Origin of the sequence: Brevundimonas intermedia (assembly GCF_004614235.1) — a bacterium.
Classification (GTDB): Bacteria; Pseudomonadota; Alphaproteobacteria; order Caulobacterales; family Caulobacteraceae; genus Brevundimonas; species Brevundimonas intermedia_A.
The window spans coordinates 312,916-331,162 of sequence record NZ_SPVH01000002.1 but is presented as its reverse complement, the minus strand read 5'-3'; the positions used below and the strand labels follow the sequence as shown (position 1 = coordinate 331,162).

General features: G+C 65.7%; 17 protein-coding genes. 6 read left to right on the top strand and 11 right to left on the bottom strand.

Annotated features, from left to right (window positions below):
* The first annotated feature begins 118 nt into the window (after positions 1-118).
* The 4 genes from EGY25_RS03395 (at position 119) to EGY25_RS03380 (ending at position 4,438) form a co-directional block, all read left to right on the top strand.
* Entirely contained in the window at positions 119-871 is a 753-nt protein-coding gene (locus EGY25_RS03395) for an SDR family NAD(P)-dependent oxidoreductase (protein WP_135193643.1), read from the top strand.
* Positions 872-1,064: 193 nt separating this feature from the next.
* Positions 1,065-2,957, top strand: a complete 1,893-nt coding sequence (locus tag EGY25_RS03390; protein ID WP_135193642.1) for a DEAD/DEAH box helicase — start codon at positions 1,065-1,067, stop codon at positions 2,955-2,957.
* A gap of 183 nt (positions 2,958-3,140) precedes the next feature.
* Positions 3,141-3,464 carry an Mpo1-like protein gene (locus tag EGY25_RS03385; RefSeq protein WP_135193641.1) on the top strand — a complete coding sequence of 108 codons (324 nt, stop codon included), beginning with the start codon at positions 3,141-3,143 and terminating at the stop codon, positions 3,462-3,464.
* 80 nt (positions 3,465-3,544) lie between these two features.
* The gene (locus EGY25_RS03380) at positions 3,545-4,438 is read left to right on the top strand and encodes a hypothetical protein (protein ID WP_135193640.1); all 894 of its coding nucleotides are present in this window, start codon (positions 3,545-3,547) and stop codon (positions 4,436-4,438) included.
* Between the two features lie 70 nt (positions 4,439-4,508).
* Here the strand turns inward: EGY25_RS03380 and EGY25_RS03375 are convergent, their stop codons facing one another.
* On the bottom strand, positions 4,509-5,066 hold the full coding sequence (locus EGY25_RS03375; RefSeq protein ID WP_135193639.1) for a 3D domain-containing protein: 558 nt from the start codon (positions 5,064-5,066) through the stop codon (positions 4,509-4,511).
* 198 nt (positions 5,067-5,264) lie between these two features.
* Positions 5,265-6,281, bottom strand: coding sequence for a tRNA dihydrouridine(20/20a) synthase DusA (gene dusA, locus EGY25_RS03370; RefSeq protein ID WP_135193638.1), 1,017 nt, complete (start codon positions 6,279-6,281; stop codon positions 5,265-5,267).
* A 113-nt stretch (positions 6,282-6,394) separates the two neighbouring features.
* On the opposite strand from dusA, the gene EGY25_RS03365 reads away from it, so the two are divergent.
* Positions 6,395-7,102, top strand: coding sequence for a hypothetical protein (locus EGY25_RS03365; RefSeq protein WP_209307961.1), 708 nt, complete (start codon positions 6,395-6,397; stop codon positions 7,100-7,102).
* Between the two features lie 731 nt (positions 7,103-7,833).
* Positions 7,834-8,844 (top strand): SDR family oxidoreductase, encoded by a 1,011-nt coding sequence (locus tag EGY25_RS03355; protein ID WP_135193637.1) that lies wholly within the window; start codon positions 7,834-7,836, stop codon positions 8,842-8,844.
* 724 nt (positions 8,845-9,568) lie between these two features.
* Here the strand turns inward: EGY25_RS03355 and EGY25_RS03350 are convergent.
* The 9 genes from EGY25_RS03350 to cphA form a co-directional block, all read right to left on the bottom strand.
* Complete coding sequence (locus EGY25_RS03350; protein WP_209307960.1) at positions 9,569-10,168, bottom strand: DNA-3-methyladenine glycosylase; 600 nt, start codon at positions 10,166-10,168, stop codon at positions 9,569-9,571.
* Positions 10,141-11,016 (bottom strand): NAD(P)H-hydrate dehydratase, encoded by an 876-nt coding sequence (locus EGY25_RS03345; RefSeq protein ID WP_135193636.1) that lies wholly within the window; start codon positions 11,014-11,016, stop codon positions 10,141-10,143. Before EGY25_RS03345 ends, EGY25_RS03350 begins: the two co-directional genes overlap by 28 nt.
* On the bottom strand, positions 11,013-11,765 hold the full coding sequence (locus tag EGY25_RS03340; protein WP_135193635.1) for a histidine phosphatase family protein: 753 nt from the start codon (positions 11,763-11,765) through the stop codon (positions 11,013-11,015). Before EGY25_RS03340 ends, EGY25_RS03345 begins: the two co-directional genes overlap by 4 nt.
* Complete coding sequence (locus EGY25_RS03335; protein ID WP_135193634.1) at positions 11,762-12,073, bottom strand: hypothetical protein; 312 nt, start codon at positions 12,071-12,073, stop codon at positions 11,762-11,764. Before EGY25_RS03335 ends, EGY25_RS03340 begins: the two co-directional genes overlap by 4 nt.
* A gap of 214 nt (positions 12,074-12,287) precedes the next feature.
* Positions 12,288-13,007 (bottom strand): Crp/Fnr family transcriptional regulator, encoded by a 720-nt coding sequence (locus tag EGY25_RS03330; RefSeq protein WP_135193633.1) that lies wholly within the window; start codon positions 13,005-13,007, stop codon positions 12,288-12,290.
* Positions 13,008-13,436: 429 nt separating this feature from the next.
* A complete protein-coding gene (locus EGY25_RS03325) occupies positions 13,437-14,357 on the bottom strand; it encodes an isoaspartyl peptidase/L-asparaginase family protein (RefSeq protein ID WP_135193632.1) in 921 nt (306 codons plus the stop codon).
* Positions 14,357-14,548 carry a hypothetical protein gene (locus EGY25_RS03320; protein WP_135193631.1) on the bottom strand — a complete coding sequence of 64 codons (192 nt, stop codon included), beginning with the start codon at positions 14,546-14,548 and terminating at the stop codon, positions 14,357-14,359. Before EGY25_RS03320 ends, EGY25_RS03325 begins: the two co-directional genes overlap by 1 nt.
* A 40-nt stretch (positions 14,549-14,588) precedes the next feature.
* Positions 14,589-15,413 (bottom strand): cyanophycinase, encoded by an 825-nt coding sequence (locus EGY25_RS03315; RefSeq protein WP_135193630.1) that lies wholly within the window; start codon positions 15,411-15,413, stop codon positions 14,589-14,591.
* Positions 15,406-18,171: a cyanophycin synthetase gene (gene cphA, locus EGY25_RS03310; RefSeq protein ID WP_135193629.1), complete on the bottom strand. Its 2,766-nt coding sequence runs from the start codon at positions 18,169-18,171 to the stop codon at positions 15,406-15,408. The genes EGY25_RS03315 and cphA overlap by 8 nt, the downstream gene beginning before the upstream one ends.
* Positions 18,172-18,247: the final 76 nt, after the last annotated feature.

Here is an 18,247-nt window from a genome sequence, read left to right as displayed (position 1 = left end):
ATCCCTCAACGTGGCGCGAACAAACAGGGTGAACGGCGAAATGTGCCCGCACGGGTTACATATCCCCGTCGCCGATCCATATCGGGTGAACGTCAATGCATCAAAGGAGACCGGCGCCATGACACTCAAGGATCAGGCCATCATCGTTACGGGCGGGGCCAGCGGCATCGGCCATGCCTCGGCGCTGGAGCTGGCGCGACAGGGCGCGAACCTGATCATCGCCGACTTCGACCTCAACGGCGCCGAACGGGTCGCCGCCGAGGTCCAGGCGTTGGGCGTCAAGGCGTTCGCCTACAAGGTCGATGTGTCCGATCCGGCCGCCGTCGAGGCCCTGGTCGATTTTGCGGTCGAGACGCTGGGAACCCTGACCGGCGTGTTCAACAACGCCGGCATCTCCAAGGTTCAGTCCCTGCTGGAGATGGACCCTGCGTCGTATCGCCGGGTGATCGAGGTCGATCAGTTCAGCGTCTATTACGGCCTGTATTATGGGGCCAGGAAGATGGTCGAACTGGGGGTGAAGGGCGTGTTCGTCAACACGGCCTCGATCTATGGCTCGGTCGCCGCCAAGGGCAGCTTCAACTACAATGCCGCCAAGGCCGCCGTCATCGCCATGACCCGGTCGGGCGCGCTGGAACTGGCCGAGCATGGTATCCGCGTGACCGCCGTCGCTCCGGGCTTCATCGACACGCCGATGATGGGTCAGCTGGATCAGTCCGCCCGTGCGGCGCTGGCCGCCCAGCATGTGACCAACCAACTGATCTCGCCCGAGAAGGTGGCCAGTGTCGTGGCCTTCCTGTTCAGCGACGCCGCATCGGCCGTCAACGGATCGACGGTGGCGGCCGACGACGGCTTCCTGGCCTTCAAGGTCTAAGAGGGCAAAACCGAGCGGGCGAAGGTCCGATCCGAGGTCGGTCTTTCGCAGAGTGATCGCGGTAACGATGTTTTCCGCCCCGCTTGCGCCCTTTTTCGTGTATAGAGCGCCATCATTCGCCCGGCCTGAGGTCTGACCTCGGCCGGGCGCGGTCGTTTCGGCGACCGCCCTTGTCCGTTTGCCCAGGTTTCCTATGCCCTTTCCCGCCGTCCATCCCGCGCTCGACCGCGCCCTCGTCAACAAGGGCTATGCCGAACCCACCCCGGTTCAGGCCGCCGTCCTGGAAGTCGAATACGCCGAACGCGACCTGCTGGTCTCGGCGCAGACGGGCTCGGGCAAGACCGTCGCCTTCGGCCTGGCCGCCGCCCCGACCCTGCTGGGCGACAAGCCGATCTTCGGCCCCGGCGGCGCGCCCCTGTGCCTGGCCATCGCGCCCACGCGGGAACTGGCCATGCAGGTCGCGGCCGAGCTGACGTGGCTGTACGCCGACTCCGGCGCCAAGATCGCCACCTGCGTCGGCGGCATGGATGCGCGCCGCGAAGCCCGCGCGCTCAGCTTCGGCGTCCATATCGTCGTCGGCACGCCCGGCCGCCTGAAGGACCATATCGACCGGGGCAACCTGGACCTGTCCGAGCTGAAGGTCGCCGTCCTGGACGAGGCCGACGAGATGCTGGACATGGGCTTCCGCGAGGATCTGGAGCACATCCTGGACCAGGCGCCGGCCGAACGCCGCACCCTGATGTTCTCCGCCACCATCGCGCGCGAGATCGCGACCCTGGCCAAGCGCTACCAGAAGGACGCGGTGCGGATCGACGCGACCGACAAGACGCGCCAGCACGCCGACATCGAATACCGCGCCTATCGCATCGCGCCCAACGAGATCGAACACGCGGTGGTCAACACCCTGCGCTGGTTCGAAATGCCGCGCGCCATGGTCTTCTGCTCGACGCGGGATTCCGTGCGTCACCTTCAGGCCTCGCTGCTGGAACGCGGCTTCTCGACCGTGTCCCTGTCGGGCGAGATGGGTCAGCGCGAGCGCACCGACGCCCTGCAGGCGCTGCGGGACGGCCGGGCTCGCGTCTGCGTCGCCACCGACGTGGCCGCGCGCGGTCTGGACCTGCCCGACCTGGGCCTGGTCATCCACGCCGAACTGCCGATGAACCGCGCCGGCCTGCTGCACCGTTCGGGCCGGACGGGCCGGGCGGGCAAGAAGGGCGTCTCCGTGATGCTGGTGCCGCACTCGCGTCGCCGCAAGGCCGAGCGCCTGATGGACGACGCCGGGATCGACGCCGTCTGGTCCGGCGCGCCGACCTTCGACGAAATCCGCAAGGCCGACGAAGGCCGTCTGCTGTCGCCCGAGTTCTTCGAGGCCGAGGTCTCCGACGAGGACATGATCGTCGCCAAGCGGATGATCGCCGAGCGCACGCCAGACGAGATCGCCGCCGCCCTGGTGCGTCTGCTGCGCAAGGAACAGCCGGCGCCGGAAGAACTGTCCGATCCCGGTTCGGATCGCAGCCCCGTCAAGCGTGAGCGCACCGTACGCAACGAAGACGGAACGGCCGCCCAGCCCTGGCCCGGCGACCGCCTGGGCTCCGACGACGTGGTCTGGTTCCGCCTGGACGTGGGCCGCAACAAGAACGCCGACCCCAAATGGCTGATCCCGCTGATCTGCCGCATCGGCGGCATCACCAAGCCTCAGATCGGCGCCATCCGCACCTTCCCCGACGAGACCCGGTTCGAGGTCGCCAAGACCCACGAGAAGGCCTTCCGCGAGGCCGTCGCCGCGTCCAAGGACGAGGTGAAGATCACGCCGTCGGAAGCCCCGACGCCGGGTGCGATGAAGGCCGGTCGCTTCTCCGGCAAGCCGAACCGCGACGAGGGCGACCGTCCCTTCAAGAAGACCCCCTACAAGCGCGCCGACAGCGGCGACGCCCGTCCCGCCTTCAAGAAGCCCTGGGCGCCCAAGTCTGACGGGGGCGGCAACCCGCGCTCGAACGCTGCGGCTGACAAGCCGTTCGCCAAGAAGGCCTTCCAGGGCAAGCCGAACTTCAAGAAGGACGGCTTCAAGGGCAAGCCGAAGGGCTGAGGCGTTACACGTCCAAAGAGTAGTCCGTCATCCTCGCCCTTGTGGCGAGGATCCAGACTCCCGGTGTCTGCCATTGTGCGGCACTTTCAATACCGGGAGTCTGGATCCTAGGCACAAGGCCTAGGATGACGTGAGAGTGGGGGTGCTCTTGCCACCCGTCTCATCCGGGCGCACCCTTCGCCCATGAGCACGCCGTCGGCGCCCGAAGGACGATACGCCTCGTTCGAGGCCTTCTATCCCTATTACATCCACGAACATTCCAACCGGACGTGCCGGCGCATCCACGTCGTCGGCACCGGACTGGTGATCCTGGCGTTCGGGGTCTTCGTGGCGACGCAGAACCCCTGGTGGCTGCTGGCCATGCCGTTGATCGGATACGGTTTCGCCTGGGTGGGTCATTTCTTCTTCGAGAAGAACCGGCCCGCGACGTTCAAATATCCGCTGTGGAGCCTGATGGGCGACTTCCGGCTGTTCTTCGAGACGGTGTCTGGCAAGCGTCGCTTCTGATCCGTATTTCAAGCTGCGCGGTTATTGGAAACCGACTAGGCTGCCCCTGCGGCGGTTCGCCGCTGCTGGAGGGAGCGCTCATGAAATCCATCGCCATCGTCGCCGCCGCCTCGGTCCTGTTCGCGCCGGGCGTCAGCCTGGCGCAGAAGGGCGAAGCCAGGCCCGACTTCAACCTGGATCCCAACTACGGCACGGTCGACCTCTCGGTCGGGTTCGAGCCCGACCCCTACACCAAGGCCATACGCGCGGGCGGCTCGATCCCGGCCTCTCGCGCCAAGTCCGGCTGCGAGGGCAATGTCAGCGCCGCGCCCGATTTTCAGGTCACCTATGAGGCGGGCGCGCTGGACCTGACGTTCAAGGCCGTGGCGTCGGAGGATACGACGCTGCTGGTCAACACGCCGGGCGGCGACTGGTATTGCGACGACGACAGCGGCGGCGATCTGGATCCCGAGGTCACGATCGACGGCCCCCAAAGCGGCCGTTACGATATCTGGGTCGGAACCTATGGCGACAGCATGGTCGATTCGACCCTGTCGGTCACAGAGCGCGTCGGCATGGATGGCGACGATTCGGGCAGCGGCCCCGACATCAGCCTGGAGCCCAACTACGGCACCGCCAATCTGCGCGGCGGCTTCACGCCCGATCCCTGGATCAAGTCGATCTTGGCCGGCGGTTCGTCGCCGGCCTCGGCGGCCAAGTCGGGCTGCGAAGGCTCGGTCAGCGCGGCCCCGGACATCCAGATCTTCTTCGAGCCAGGCGATGCGGACCTGACGTTCCGCGTGCGGGCGGAGGAGGACACCACCCTGCTGATCAATACGCCGAACGGCCGCTTCTATTGCGACGACGACAGCGGCGGCGACCTTGATCCCAAGGTCACGATCACCAATCCGCAGAGCGGCCGCTACGACATCTGGGTCGGCACCTACAACGACTCGATGGTGCAATCGACCCTGGAAGTGTCCGAGATGGACTGATCGCGCTCAGGCGCAGACACGAAAACGCCGGCGACCGTGAGGACGCCGGCGTTTTTCATGATTGGACCGATCAGTTGGAGGCGGTGGTCCAGGCCGGGGGGCAGCCGTCGAAATCGCCGGCGTCGACGATGGTCAGGGTGCGCATGTTCAGGCGTTGCGCCTGGCTCATCGAGCCGCGGCCGTGGCCGGTGTAGAGATCGACCTTCTGGCCCTTGATCGCGCCGCCGGTGTCGGAGGCATACCAGTAGCCGTCGTGGATCGTGCCGTCGGCGAGGCGCAGGCCCACGGTCTCGCGGATGAACAGCTTGGTGCGGCGGGGGATCACGCGGGGATCGACCGCGACGGTGCGCATGGCGATCGGACGGCAACCGAGCGAATCGTTGCCCGTCGCGCCGCCGCCGCCTGCGTGATAGAGGCGCGCGGAGGCGCGCCAGTCGGGATCGGAGGCCATCAGCTCGGCCTGTTCGGCGTTCAGGGAGGTTTCAATTTCGGCGGAACCGACGGTGGCGGCAGGGGTTTCAACCCTGACTTCATCCGCCGCTACGACATCATTGTAGGGGACAGGCCCGCTCGTCACAGACGACACGGCAGCCCAAAGCATGGCGATAGCAGCGGAAGCGCCGATCATGAGTTTCGCTCAGGAGACACCGGCTCCCAACGCCGCCGGCGCCCGCCTTGTCGCGTTAACTTGTGGCGAGAAAGCGGCCAAATCGTTCCGCGCGCTTTGCGTTACGGTTTGTTTCTAAGTTAACATGCTGTTTTTAAAGAGTTATCCATCCCCAGCTTGCGATGTGCGGCAAGCCCGTGATTGGCCCATGAGGACTGGCTACGCTGCCTCGTCCCGATGCGCCTCGGCCTCGCGCACGGCTTCGACGGCGCGGTCCAGCACTTCCAGCCCGGCGCCGGGCTGGATCGTCTCGACCGTCAGGATGCGCCGGAAGGCGCGCGCGCCGGGGCGACCGTGCATCAGGCCCAGCATGTGCCGCGCCATGGCGGGCAGGGCGACCCCTTCGGACAACCGCGCGGCCATATAGGGGCGATAGCGGTCCAGGGCCGCAAAGGCGTCGGTGTCGGCGACAGCCTCGCCATACAGGCGACGGTCCGCCTGACCCAGGATGGCCGGCTCGTGATAGGCGGCGCGGCCCAGCATGACCCCGTCCAGCTTAACGCCGTCGATCTCGGCCAGATGCGCCTCGGCCGCGTCCATGGAGGCGATGCCGCCGTTGATCGAGATGTTCAGATGCGGCCGCTCGCGCTTCAGCCGGCGCACCAGGGCGTAGTCCAGCGGCGGCACGTCGCGGTTCTCCTTGGGCGAGAGCCCCTTCAGCCAGGCCTTGCGCGCATGGACGATGAAAACCTCCACGCCCACAGCGGCGCAGGCGTCCACGGTGGCGAACAGGCTGACCGCCGGATCCTGATCGTCCACGCCGATGCGGCATTTGACGGTGGCGGGAACGCTGACTGCCTCGCGGATCGCCGCCATACAGTCCGCCACCAGCTCAGGCTCGCGCATCAGACAGGCCCCGAACCTGCCCGACTGAACCCGGTCCGACGGGCAGCCGACGTTCAGATTGATCTCGTCATAGCCGAACGCCTGACCGATCTTGGCGGCCTCGGCCAACTGCCCCGGATCCGACCCGCCCAGCTGCAGCGCCACCGGATGCTCCAGCGCATCGAACCCCAGCAGCCGCTCGCGATCGCCATGCAGCACCGCCGGCGCCGTCACCATCTCCGTATAGAGCAGGGCCCGCGTCGTCAGCGCACGGTGAAACGCCCGGCAATGCCGGTCGGTCCAGTCCATCATCGGGGCCACGGCCAGCCTACGTGCTTGATTTATCGACATTTTTACAGTAATATCAAAATGTTGGTTGGTGACGTGTGCACTCGATTTTACGCCGTGTTGCGACGCTTTTTCCGGCTTTTCGACATCTCAGTGCACACAGAGCGCACACGAAAATGGCGACATATTCTAAACTCCCGTCCGGAACATGGCGGGTCCAGGTCAGACGGAAGGGCCGCTATATAAGCGAGACCTTCCTCAAACGCGATGATGCGCGCCGCTGGGCCACCGAGACCGAGGGCCGGATCGATCGTGGTGAGGTTCCGACGCCTGAACGCGCTGCGCGTCTTCGCACCTTCGGCGAGCTTATCGACCTGCACATCGACGACATGAAATCGGTTGGTAAGGCACCGCGGCGGTCGAAAGCCGCGACGCTGAGAATGCTAAAGGCGCGCCTCGGGCGGAAGAAGCTTGGTCAAATCGATCGGCAGTTATTCATCGACTTCGGCAAAGAGCGGGCGAAGGAGGGGGCTGGGCCGATGACTTTGAGCATCGACATCGGCGCCATCAAGCTGGTCATCACACACGCGATCGCAGTCCACGGACTGACAATCTCCGCCGAGCCGGTGAACATGGCTCGTTTGGCGCTTAAGCGCCTTGGACTTGTCGGCAAGGGAGTTGATCGCGATCGGAGACCGACTGAGGAAGAGCTGCAGAAGCTTATCGGTCACTTTGAAGGTAATCCACGCCAAATCATTCCGATGGCAAGAGTCATCCGTTTCGCGGTCGCTACAGCCATGCGGCAGGAGGAGATTTTCCGGGTGGTGTGGTCAGACTACTCGGCGCGGACATTCAGGCTCAGGGTCTTGATGGCGCCCGCGTAGGCGTCGTCGGTGCGGGTGAAGGTTCCAATGGTCGCCATGTTCGTCTCTCCTTTTGTGGATCGAGCCGCGCCAGCCGCGGCCTCGATGGCGATCGGCAGGCCGAGCGGACGCCGGTCCGCAGCCCCGCAGCCGCAGGCGCCACCGGGCCCGAAGCCTTGGCGAAGGACCGAGAGGCGACGTCTTTCTTGTCTCGCGAGGAGGCCGAAAGGCCGGGGAAGAAAGTCGGCGTCGACGGTTGCGAAGACCGGGGGACGATTGGACAGATCAAGCCAGGAGAGGCCGCGCGCGGCGTGATCGGGCCGCCCGAGAGAGGCGGATAACGCGAGGTTTGGAGTTCATCTGTTCAGGCGACGGCGTCGATGCGGGGGGCTGACCAGAAGCGCGTGTGCATGAGACCTGCCGCACGATGATTGGGACCGCAGGACACGGCTATCCAGGACAGGGGCGGCGAAGGCGACGCGCGAACGGCAATTGGAAGACGGCCGAACGGTCGAGTTCTCAACGTCGCTGGCGAACATGTTCTGTCGCGAGCGTCGCGATGGTTCGAAGGTCGTCGGCAGCGATGTCGAGCGGCTCGTGCAATCGAGAAAGGGCGTAGGCGATACCGTCATCTCGATCGTCGGTTCCACAGTCCGTTCGCGTGAGGCTCCTCGATTGCAAGCGGGCGGAACCTCCGGTGGGGGCTGCCGGTTCGATTGGGGTCCCCCCCCCCCCCGCCGCGAGGAAGCGACATGACGCTCCGCCAGAAGACGCTTGACCAACAGACTGTCGTCATCACCGGCGCCACATCCGGCATCGGCTTGGCGACGGCGAAGACCGCTGCGGCCAGGGGCGCGGCCATCGTGCTTGTCGCCCGCACAGAGTATGGGTTGAATAGGGTCGCCCGTGAGATCACGGAGGAGGGCGGACGGGTCGTATCCCTCGTCGCGGATGTCGGGGACGAGGCCCAGCTTCAGGCCGTCGTCGATAAGGCCATAGACATCTTCGGCGGTTTCGACACCTGGATCAACGCTGCAGGAGTGGGGGTCTATGGTGCGCTCATGGATCTGCCGTCCGATGAGCATCGCCGCCTGTTCCAGACGAACTACTGGGGGGTGGTGTACGGCTCAAAGGCCGCCGTCAGACACTTCAAGACCCGAGACGGCGGGGGGACTCTGATCAACGTGGGATCGATCAATTCCGACTTCGCCATTCCGCTGCTCGGAGCCTATGCCGCCAGCAAACATGCCGTGAAGGGTTTCACGGACGCTCTTCGCATGGAGCTGCGGCATGCCCGCTCGCCAGTGCAGGTCACTCTAATCAAGCCGTCCGGTATCGGCACGCCGTTCTCGGAGCACGCGCGCAACCACACGGACAACACACCGCGGGTGGCGCCGCCGGTCTATGCGCCTGAAGTGGTGGCGCGCGCCATCCTGCATGCGGCGACCCACAAGGTCCGCAGCGTGACCGTCGGCGGCGCTGGCCGGGCCATGGTCGCCAGCGCCCAACTCATGCCGGGGCTCATGGATCGCTTCTTCGGCTGGTCTATGCCTAAGATTCAGCGATCAAATGATCCCGAGACGCCAGGCGACAACCTGTTCGGGGGGCGGTCTGAAGGCCGTCTGTACAGGGCTAAAGGGCCGGGTCGCGGTTTCAGCACCTATACGACCGCCGCGAACCGGCCGCTGTTGTCCGCAGGCCTGCTCTTGATCGCCGCTGCGGGGGCTTTCGCGCTGATGCGCCAGGGTGCGAGACGCGATTGACTACTGTCAGCAGGACGGCGGCGCAGCTGGCGCTGAGGGACGTCTTGCGGTTCTGATTGAGCGCACGCGCGAACTCGCCGACGAGCCGCGAAAGCGCGCGCGTTGACCCAGGTTTGGCCGTCATCACCGCCCGAATGCCCCTCGTTCGCATGACGGCGGCCAGGGCGCTCATTAAAGGCCGGTGGCGCGGCCATGAGCGCCTGCCTAGCCGAAGAACGGCTAACGCGGGATGGAGGCTGCCGAGGAGCGTGTGTCGCCCTTTGCGTTTTGGCCCGCCTTATAGATCTTGATGGGACCCTTGCCCGCTCGGTCAGAACTCCCAGGATAAGGCAGTTCGCCCCGGGAAGGAGGGGGCGGCTTTGGTGGGTTGGTCACGCTGGTTCTCCTCTTCGGCCCTAAGGCTTCTGGTGGATTTCGCTAGACGATGGACGGTAGGCGAGGACGGAGATCCGGTGAAGGACTTCGCTTTCAGCGAAACGGCCTGCGTGCACCTCATTAATGAGGGCTTCGATCTTCGACAGCCGGTCCTGGGAGGACGCAAGAGAGTCAGTATCATCGTCATGTTGAGGCTCTGCATTCAGCAAACGCGCGATTCGCCAAAGCGCTCCTTCCACGCCTCCTATCTCGGAAGTGTGGGAGCCGCAGCCACGTCTCAGACCTCGTGAGTTTCAGTGCCGGCTCCACGTGAGCGGCTCACCAAAGCCGTCGCGATTAAAGCATCCGTTTAAGCCGTCGTGCCGGCAAATGAGCGGCTGAGATAAGGTGAGCCGCACCGGCCGAACCGCCAGGGCGTTTCGATGCCGTGTCGGATGCCGATCCGCCGGCCGACGATGACCGGCTCGGCATCTCCAAGGTTAAGCGCAAACGGCGCGGCCGCAATCGGCCGGCCATTGAGTGCGCCCGTGACTTCGAGCGCCTGGCACAGACGGCCCGGACCGGCGCAGAGATCCCGGGCTCGAACTTGGCCCCGGCGTTCGGCCATGACCTCCAGATTCCACACCGGCTCGAGGGCGCGGATGAGGACCGCGCTGCCAGGCGTCGCGGCGTCGCAGACGATGTTCAGACACCAGTGCAGGCCGTAGATCCGATAGACATACGCCCGGCCGATCGGCCCGAACATCGGCGCATTGCGCGGGGTCGGTCCGCGGAAACTATGCGAAGCGGGATCGTGAACGTCATAGGCCTCGGTCTCGACGATGATCCCGCCTGCGCCGTGGACCGTGAGACGGGCGCCGATCAGACCAGCGGCGACTTCCGGAGCCGGACGAGATAGAAGCGCCGCGAGGCCCGGCCCTCTCAGGACGGGGCGTCCGAGGCTGGACACAGCCGGTCGAGCACGAACGGCAATCGGCCCGGAAGCTCTCGCGCCAGGAAGCCTAGCGGTGCGCCGGTCGCGGCGAGCTCCGAGCCCGCTTCGGCGTGGAGGACGACACCCCAGAGGGCGGCGACCGCCGGCGGAGCGCCCCGGGCGAGGATCCCGCCTATCGTACCGGCCAGAACATCGCCAGAGCCCGAGGTGCCGAGACCCGCTACACCGCCGTCATGTCGCCACGCCATCCCGTCCGGGGATACGACGAAGGTTGTCGCGCCCTTCATCACCACAACCGAGCGGAACATCGCCGCCGCTTCACGGGCGGCGCCGAGCGGATCGGCCCGGATGTCGTCCTTGTCACGATTGAGGATCGCCGCCATCTCCCCGGCGTGAGGCGTCATGACGATTCTGCCGTCGGCGCGTGCGGCGAAGGCGGCGGCCTCATTCCAGACAGGCATCGCTCCGGCGTCGATCACCGCCGGGATAGAGGGAGTGCTTTCCAGCAACCTCGACGCCAAGCGCCGCCGGGACTTGCCGGTGTCCATGCCAGGGCCGAGCACGAGGGCGGAGGCCTTGACGGCTTGGCGGACCAGAGGGGAGGCGCTCATCGCGGGCGCGATGACGATCCGAGCCTCCGGCACCGCCACGGCCACCGCGGCGGCCGAGGCGCGGTCCGTCCGAATCTGCAGCTTGCCCGCACCGGCCCTTAGGGCAGCGACGCCCGCGAGGATCGCCGCGCCCGCCATCACAGCCTCGCCACCGACAACCAGCACAGCGCCCCGGTCTTCCTTGTCGCCGTTTTCGGGAAGCCGGGGCAGGGGATGGCGGGACAGGGCCGAAGCATCGAGGCGCGTCGTCATCGCGCGGCGACCTTGGCGTCCGGCGCGGACGTCACCGGCGTCCCTTGGTCTTCCAGCGGGGCGACGAAGTTGTAGCCATCGAGTGAAAGGCCGTCCTCGCCATTTCGCGAATAGGTCGTCACACCACAGTTGGCGACATCGCCTTCGGCGTCGATCGCGAGGATCTCGGTCTCGGTCAGGCTTTCCAGCAGGTACCGTAGGCAGAGGACCACGACCTGATGACAGACGATCAAGACGCGCTCGTCGCGATGATGCAGGCTCAGTGTGTCGAGGGCCGCACGAAGCCGGAGGATGACGTCACACCAGCTCTCCCCACCCGGCGGTCGGTGGTAGAACTTTCCCAACCGGCGACGGGCTTCGGCCTGTTCCGGATAACGGGCTGCGATGCCGTGGGTGGTCAAGCGATCAAGCACGCCGAACTCGCGTTCGCGCAGGCGTTCGTCGACGCAGAAGGCGAGATCGGCCCTGGCGAGACCGCCCGCCTCGGCGATCGCGATCGCGGTCTGGCGGGCCCTCAGATAGGTAGAGGTCAGGACGACGGTCGGGCGATCTTCCTTTGGAAGAGCCGCGAACCATCGACCCAGCGCATCGGATTGCGCGTGCCCGAGATCGCTGAGCGGCACATCGACATCTCGGATATCGAGATCGATCTCCCCGAGGCCGGCGGCGTGGGCAAGATCGCGAGCGACGTTGCCGGCGCTTTGCCCATGGCGGACGATCCAAAGGCGGGCGGGCCAGGGACAGGTCATCCCGCCGGCGCTCCGTGCCTCACGTTTGACTGGAGAAGGGCGATGACGGTCTTGAACAGATCCATTGCGGACCGGTCGTCCAGGCTCTCGATGTCCGCCTCGCCGATCGCCGCGTCCAGGCGTCGAATCACGTTTGCGCAGTCGAGCGGAGCCGAACCTGTGCCCTCAGCCGCCCACCCGGCGATGGCGGCGATCGTCTGGAGCGACTCCTGTTCAGAAATCTGGGCGTCATCCAGCAGGGCGACGGCGGCGATCTCGCGGATTTCCCTAAGGGCGCGGCGGCAGGCTAGGGCGTCTTTCGCGGTCATAGGGGTACAACACTTCCGCAGCCCTGCGGTTCACGTTCGGCGTCATCGCGGATGAGAGTTCGCGCCGTCTGATCGAAAGGCGAAGCTTGCTTTCGTTTGGGGCGACGACTTTGGGTCGTGAGCGGCTTCGCGCCTGGGGTGGTGAGGTCGGCGGAGGGCCTATTCGGCTGATGCGCGATGAGCGCCCTCACACTGCGCACTTCGCAACGTGAGCCTAGTGCGCCCTCCGCCACCGGGTGCTGCCGATCGCCTCGTAACATTCACAGGTCTGCCGGATCAGGGCGTCCCTGTTGAGGATACGGAGTCGACCGCGGCGGCTCTGCACGGCTTTGCTGTCGGACAAAGCTCGGATCACGCTGTTGATCGTCGTGCGCTGGGCCCCGAGCAGCTGCGCCAGATCCTCCTGTTTAAGATCGAACTCGTGCCGGCCCGTCCGATCCTGTGTCATAAGCAGCCAGCGCACAACGCGGGCTGTCACTGAGTGAACCGTGTTGCAAACGGCGTTCTGAGCGGCCTCGATCTGATTGTAGTGGGTAAGGCTGAGAAGAAGCCGGTGGAGGTGAGGACTCGCATCCATGCGCTCGCGGAAGGCCTGCGTCGGGATCGCCAGGGCTGAGCCTCCGACGGCGACCAGTAGATCCCAGCCGATCGGCTCATCCGCCATGAAGGCCGCTAGCCCGGTCACGCCCTCGCGTCCCACGTTGCTGGCCATGGACAGCATGCCGTCGGCCAGGTGGATGACATTGCTGATGTCGGAATCGATCGGCAGGAAGACCCTGTCGACGGCCTCGCCACGCCTGAGGAGAATGTCGTCCTTTGGAAGATGGGAGAGAACAGCGCGTCGGCCCAGGACGGCCTTGTCCTCCTCGGTCATCGCGGCCCATAGGCCGTTGGCTTTTGCCGCTTCCATGCTGCGCGTCTCCACGACCTTCACCCCAGCCCCTCCCAATGGCGAGCTGGTGTATGAATCGTTCTCAGGCTTCTGTCGCCTGCGCCACATAAGGCTCTTTCGCTGCGAGAGTTGCATTCGGCTATCATCAGACTCTCCGCGGCGGCGCCGCAGAGGCTTGAGGATCAGGTGAGCAGAGCGACGGCACGCTTGGGCCATTGAAGAGCCGGTACAGATGCAAGGCGCGTGCATCGACTTCACCGCTGTCGGAAGGCCGTCGGTCCAGGAGGGAGGCAGGGGTAGACGAGATGATGCGAGAACGGTCGGCGTTCGCGGGGATCCGCCCTGCGCCGTCGCAGCAGCCCTTTCCTGAACAGTGCTCGACGTCCTGTCGAACTGATCTGTTTCTGCTCGAAACGTCGATGACCGAAAGGACACCCCGATCGTATTGCAGCAAGCGAAGGATGGCCTGGCTCAGACCTCGTCTCCAACCTGACGGAGGGATGCGCCGACCGAACCTACACGGGCGGGCGAGCGTGAGGACATGCAAGCGCGCTTCATCCCCGGCGTGTTGAAGGGCATAATGATCTCTCCGGTCACATCAATGGCGATCAGTCCACCGTCTCCTCCGAGCGCGCGGACGGCGTCGAGCACCGCCTGGGCGGCGTCGTTCAGCGGCGCGGCGTTGTACCGAAGACGGGCGGCGACGTCCGCCGCCGCGTTCGCGCGAATGAAAGCCTCGCCTTCGCCGGTACAGGATATCGCGACTCGATCGTCCGCCCAGGTTCCTGCCCCGATCACGGCGCTGTCGCCGACTCGACCGGGCTTCGCGCCGTATGTGCCGCCCGTCGAAGTGGCCGCTGCGAGGGCGCCGTGACGGTCGAGCGCGACGGCGCCGACCGTGCCGTGGCCCGAGGGAAGGTCTTGCGCGTCGAATCCGTCAGGGGTTCTCAGCCAGCTGGACAGATCCCGCACCTCTTCCAACCCCTGTTCGATAGCGAGAGCCCGAGCGCCCTCCGCGACCATCAGGACCGCGTCGCCAGCGTCGAGGATGCACCGAGCCATTCGGATCGGTCTCGCAATGCCTTGCAGCGCGGCCACAGCCCCGGATCGGCGGTCGCGTCCGTCCATCAGGCTGGCGTCCAACTCGACCTGGCCCAGAGCGTTGGGCGACGTACCCCGGCCAGCCACGAACAGGCCGGAAGCTTCCATCTCGGCGGTTAGATCCTCGACGACGTCCAAGGCTGCCGCGCCCTCCGCAAGCCTCTGGCCTCCCAGCACGACGAGGCGGCCAAGAGCGGCTTCGGCCCGGCGGTAGTCGCGGCCTGTCTTGACGCCGGCGCCGCCGTGAAGAGCGAGCGACCAGACGCCCTGGGGCGATGGGGACAGGTCCATCAACCCCAAGGCTTCTGGTAGACGTCGCCTCGGGCCTCCCGCGTCAGCCGAGCGATCGCCGTCAGCGCTTCGCCCTCTTCTAAATTGTCTTCGGGGTTCCGCACGCGGTCCAGAACTTGGCCGATTTCCGCCAGAACACCCCTCAGGGGTCTGACCTCCGTCTCGCGAAAGGCTTGCTCGAACAGTCCCACGGTCATCTCCTCTACGCGGACGCCAAAAAGGGCGTCGCTCCTACTTTTGTAAACTTGATGGGTTATCACTCCCGCCGCACGCCGGACGGCGTTCTTTGATGGCGAAGGTGTCGCCTGCGGAGAGGACGTGGACCCGGATGTCGAACATCGACAGCGCCTGCTCGGCGCGCGCTTCGGCGATGTTTGAGTGGGTTGAACCCTCGCCGTCGACGACGTAGGCGGCGCCGCTGCCTATGACGAGGAACCGGTCTTCCTCCACGACGATCGCAGTATCCTCATCAATGCCGATCCCCAGCAGGCGCGGATTGTGGGCGACCGCCCCGATCAGGCGACCATAGCGTCCTCGTTCGGCGAAGTGCTGGTCGATGATCACGTTACGGAGAAGGCCGAGGCCGGGCGCCATATGAAGCTCGCCGATACGATAGGACTCTGCGCTGGGTCCATTGACGAGCATGGTTTCACTCATGACCGACGCGCCTGCCGACGTGCCGGCGATGAGTCCCCCGGCGCGATGCAGCTCGCGGATGCGCTTCTCGATCGGGGTGTCGCCGATCTGGCTTGAAATCCGAAGCTGGTCGCCGCCGCTGAAGAAGACGCCCCCCGCTCCGTCAAGTAGCGAAAGGGCTTCAGGCGACTGGCTTTCGGCGCGTTCATTTACATAGAGTTCGACCAAGTCGGTCAGGCCTATGTCGGCGAACGCCTGCCGATAGCTCTCGAAATAGCCGTCCGGCTCATGAGAGGCGATCGTGGCTATGACCAGCCGTCCCCCCTTCAGCCGCTTGGCGACCTGCCTTAGGATGACCCGGTCATGCTCCTTGTCCTCGTGGCCGCCGATGATGATGAGGGGGCCGGCGGCGTCAACCATGCGGGGGCTCCAGTATGAAGGCGGGAGGGGGAGGCGAAGGTGGCGAAGGCCGGGGTTCGAAGACCTGCACCTGGCGCCAGACCGATTCGATCCTGGTCGGTGTCAGGATGACGAGGTCTCCAGGGCGAGCCATCTGGAGACAGGCAGCCACCGCCTCCTCCTCCTTGCGAATGCCCGTAATCCGCTCGGAAGCGCAGCCTGCGGACCTAGCCCCCTGCGTCAGAAGGCGGATGACGTCGCCGCCGGGACGGCCGCGGTTGTCCGGCGTCTCGCGGAACACCAGCTGATCGAAATGTTCTGCGCCGATCTCACCCATCTCTATGATTTCCTGGTCGCGACGGTCGCCGGGAACGCTGAGCATGGCGATGCTTCGGCCACCCTCTGTCTTGAGCGCCTGGGTCAGACGCCCCAGGGCCCGCAAACCGTCAGGATTGTGCGCATAGTCCATGATGATGCGGATACCGCCCACGTCACGGACATTGAGGCGTCCGGGGTTCTGCTCGTAGGTCGAGGCGAAAGTCGCCAATTCTGCGCCGACGACGTCAGGCGATAGCCCAGCCGCCACGGCCATGGCGGAGGCAGCCAGCGCATTGGCGACGTTGAAGGCGGCGTGCCCTCCCATGGCGGCCGGTATGGCGTCGGCGCGGCAGACGAGATGACGCGCCTCCCGGTCATGGACCGCCAGCTCTCCCGTAACAGGGTCGTACAGGGCGGCCATTCCGCCTCCCGCGATGTGTTTGAGAATGAAACCCGGGCAGTCTTCGCCCCCGCGCATAGAAAACCAGCAGACGCGGCCGCCGGCGTGACGCGCCATGGCGATGGTGAGCGGATCGTCGCCGTTCAGGACACTGACGCCGCGCCGGCCGACGGCCTCGACGACCACGGACTTCACCCTCGCGAGGTCGCCGAGCGTGTCCACGCCTTTCAAGCCCAAATGGTCCGCCTGCACGTTGAGAACCGCGCCGACGTCGCACCGATCGAAGGCGAGGCCTTCCCGCAAGATGCCGCCACGCGCGCATTCAAGGACGGCGATGTCTACTGTGGGGTCACGCAGAACCATACGCGCGCTCTTAGGGCCGCTGGCGTCCGCCGCCGAGATCTGTTCATCGCCGATATAGACGCCGCTGGTGTTGGTGAGGCCGACGGTCTGGCCCTGACGCGAGAAGATATGAGCCAGCATGCGGCCTACGGTCGACTTCCCGTTTGTGCCCGTGACGGCGAGAATGGGAATCCGTGCGCGCGAACCCGGCGGATAGATCATTCGCAAAATCGGCTCGGCGACGTCGCGCGGCGTCCCTTCTGACGGGTCCATGTGCATGCGCAGGCCGGGCGCGGCGTTGATCTCGACAATGCCGCCGCCAGTCTCCCGGACCGGCCTGGAAATGTCGGGCGCCAGCATGTCGATGCCGGCGACATCCAAGCCCACAGCCAAGGCCGCACGTCGCGCGATGGCGGCATTGTCCGGATGGATCGTATCCGTGCGGTCGATCGCCGTACCGCCGGAGGACAGGTTCGCCGTCGTCCTCAGAACAACCACCTGCCCGACGCTGGGCACGCTTTCGGTCGATAAGCCTTGCCGCTCCAAAATGTCATGCGCCGCGGCATCGTCCAGACGGATGCGGGTCAGGGAGTTCTCGTGACCCGCGCCTCGGCGTGGATCGCGATTGACGACATCGACGAGAGCGGCGACGCTGCTGACGCCGTCGCCGATCACCTGGGCGGGCACGCGTTCGGCGACCGCCACAACCTGGCCATCGACGACAAGGATACGGTGGTCGCGACCGGGCAATTCTTCCTCCACGATCACGCGGCGGCTGTGAGCTGCGGCGAGACCGAAGGCGGCGACCAGCGCGTCATCGGTCGTCACTCCTGTAGTGACGCCGCGCCCATGGTTGCCGTCCAGCGGCTTGGCGACCAGTGGTCGCGTCAAGCGGCGCGAGGCGCTTAAGGCCTCATCCGCCGTGGTGACGACGACGCCCTTGGCCACGGGGCACCCGATCTCCTGCAGCAGGGCCTTGGCTTGCGCCTTATCGCCGGCGAGTTCGGAGGCCACCAACCCGGTACGGTCGGTGACGCTGGCGCGTAGGCGGCGCTGCCGCGATCCCCAACCAAGCTGGACTAGACTCTGACTGTTCAGCCGCGTGACCGGTATGCGCCTGCGACGCGCCGCATCCACCAACGCCTGCGTCGTGGGGCCGAATGCGCTTCTGCGTGCGATCTCCTTCAAGAGTTGCACAGCCTCATCGACCGTGTTGATCGCCGAAAAGCGGTCTTCAGGAATTGTGGTCGGCGCGGTGACCAGGTCCAGACCGTCCAGACCCTGGAGCTCTGGCGGCAGAAGCGCATGACAAATCTGGAAAGCAAGGCGGCCGGCGGCAAGACCGGAGGCCTCGTCCGCATAGTCGAAGAGGACGTTGTAGACGCCAGGCCGTCCTCTGACCGATCGCGTCTTGCCGCGTGAGGCCTTTAGGCCCGCCAGGGTTTGCAGCTCCAGCGCGACATGTTCGACGACATGGCCGAACCAGGTTCCAATTTCAAGCCGGCGAACAAAGCCGCCGGGCTCCCGGTACGAGCAGCCGTGCCCATCGAGCGAGGGTAGGGTCGAGAGCAGGGCGGAGTTGAAACCCGGCAGTCGATCGCTGGGCCAAGCCTCGAGCTCGCCCAGATCGACCTGGATCCGGACCATGGGGCGGGACCCATAGAGATGAGGACCGCGATAGACTGCACGCTCTAAGATATGCAGGCTTTTAGAGCTCATGCGGCGAGGCTCTCAGGCGCGTGAATCTGCGTCATCCCGCGGGCGATGCCGCGGACGACGAGGGCCGCGGCGACGG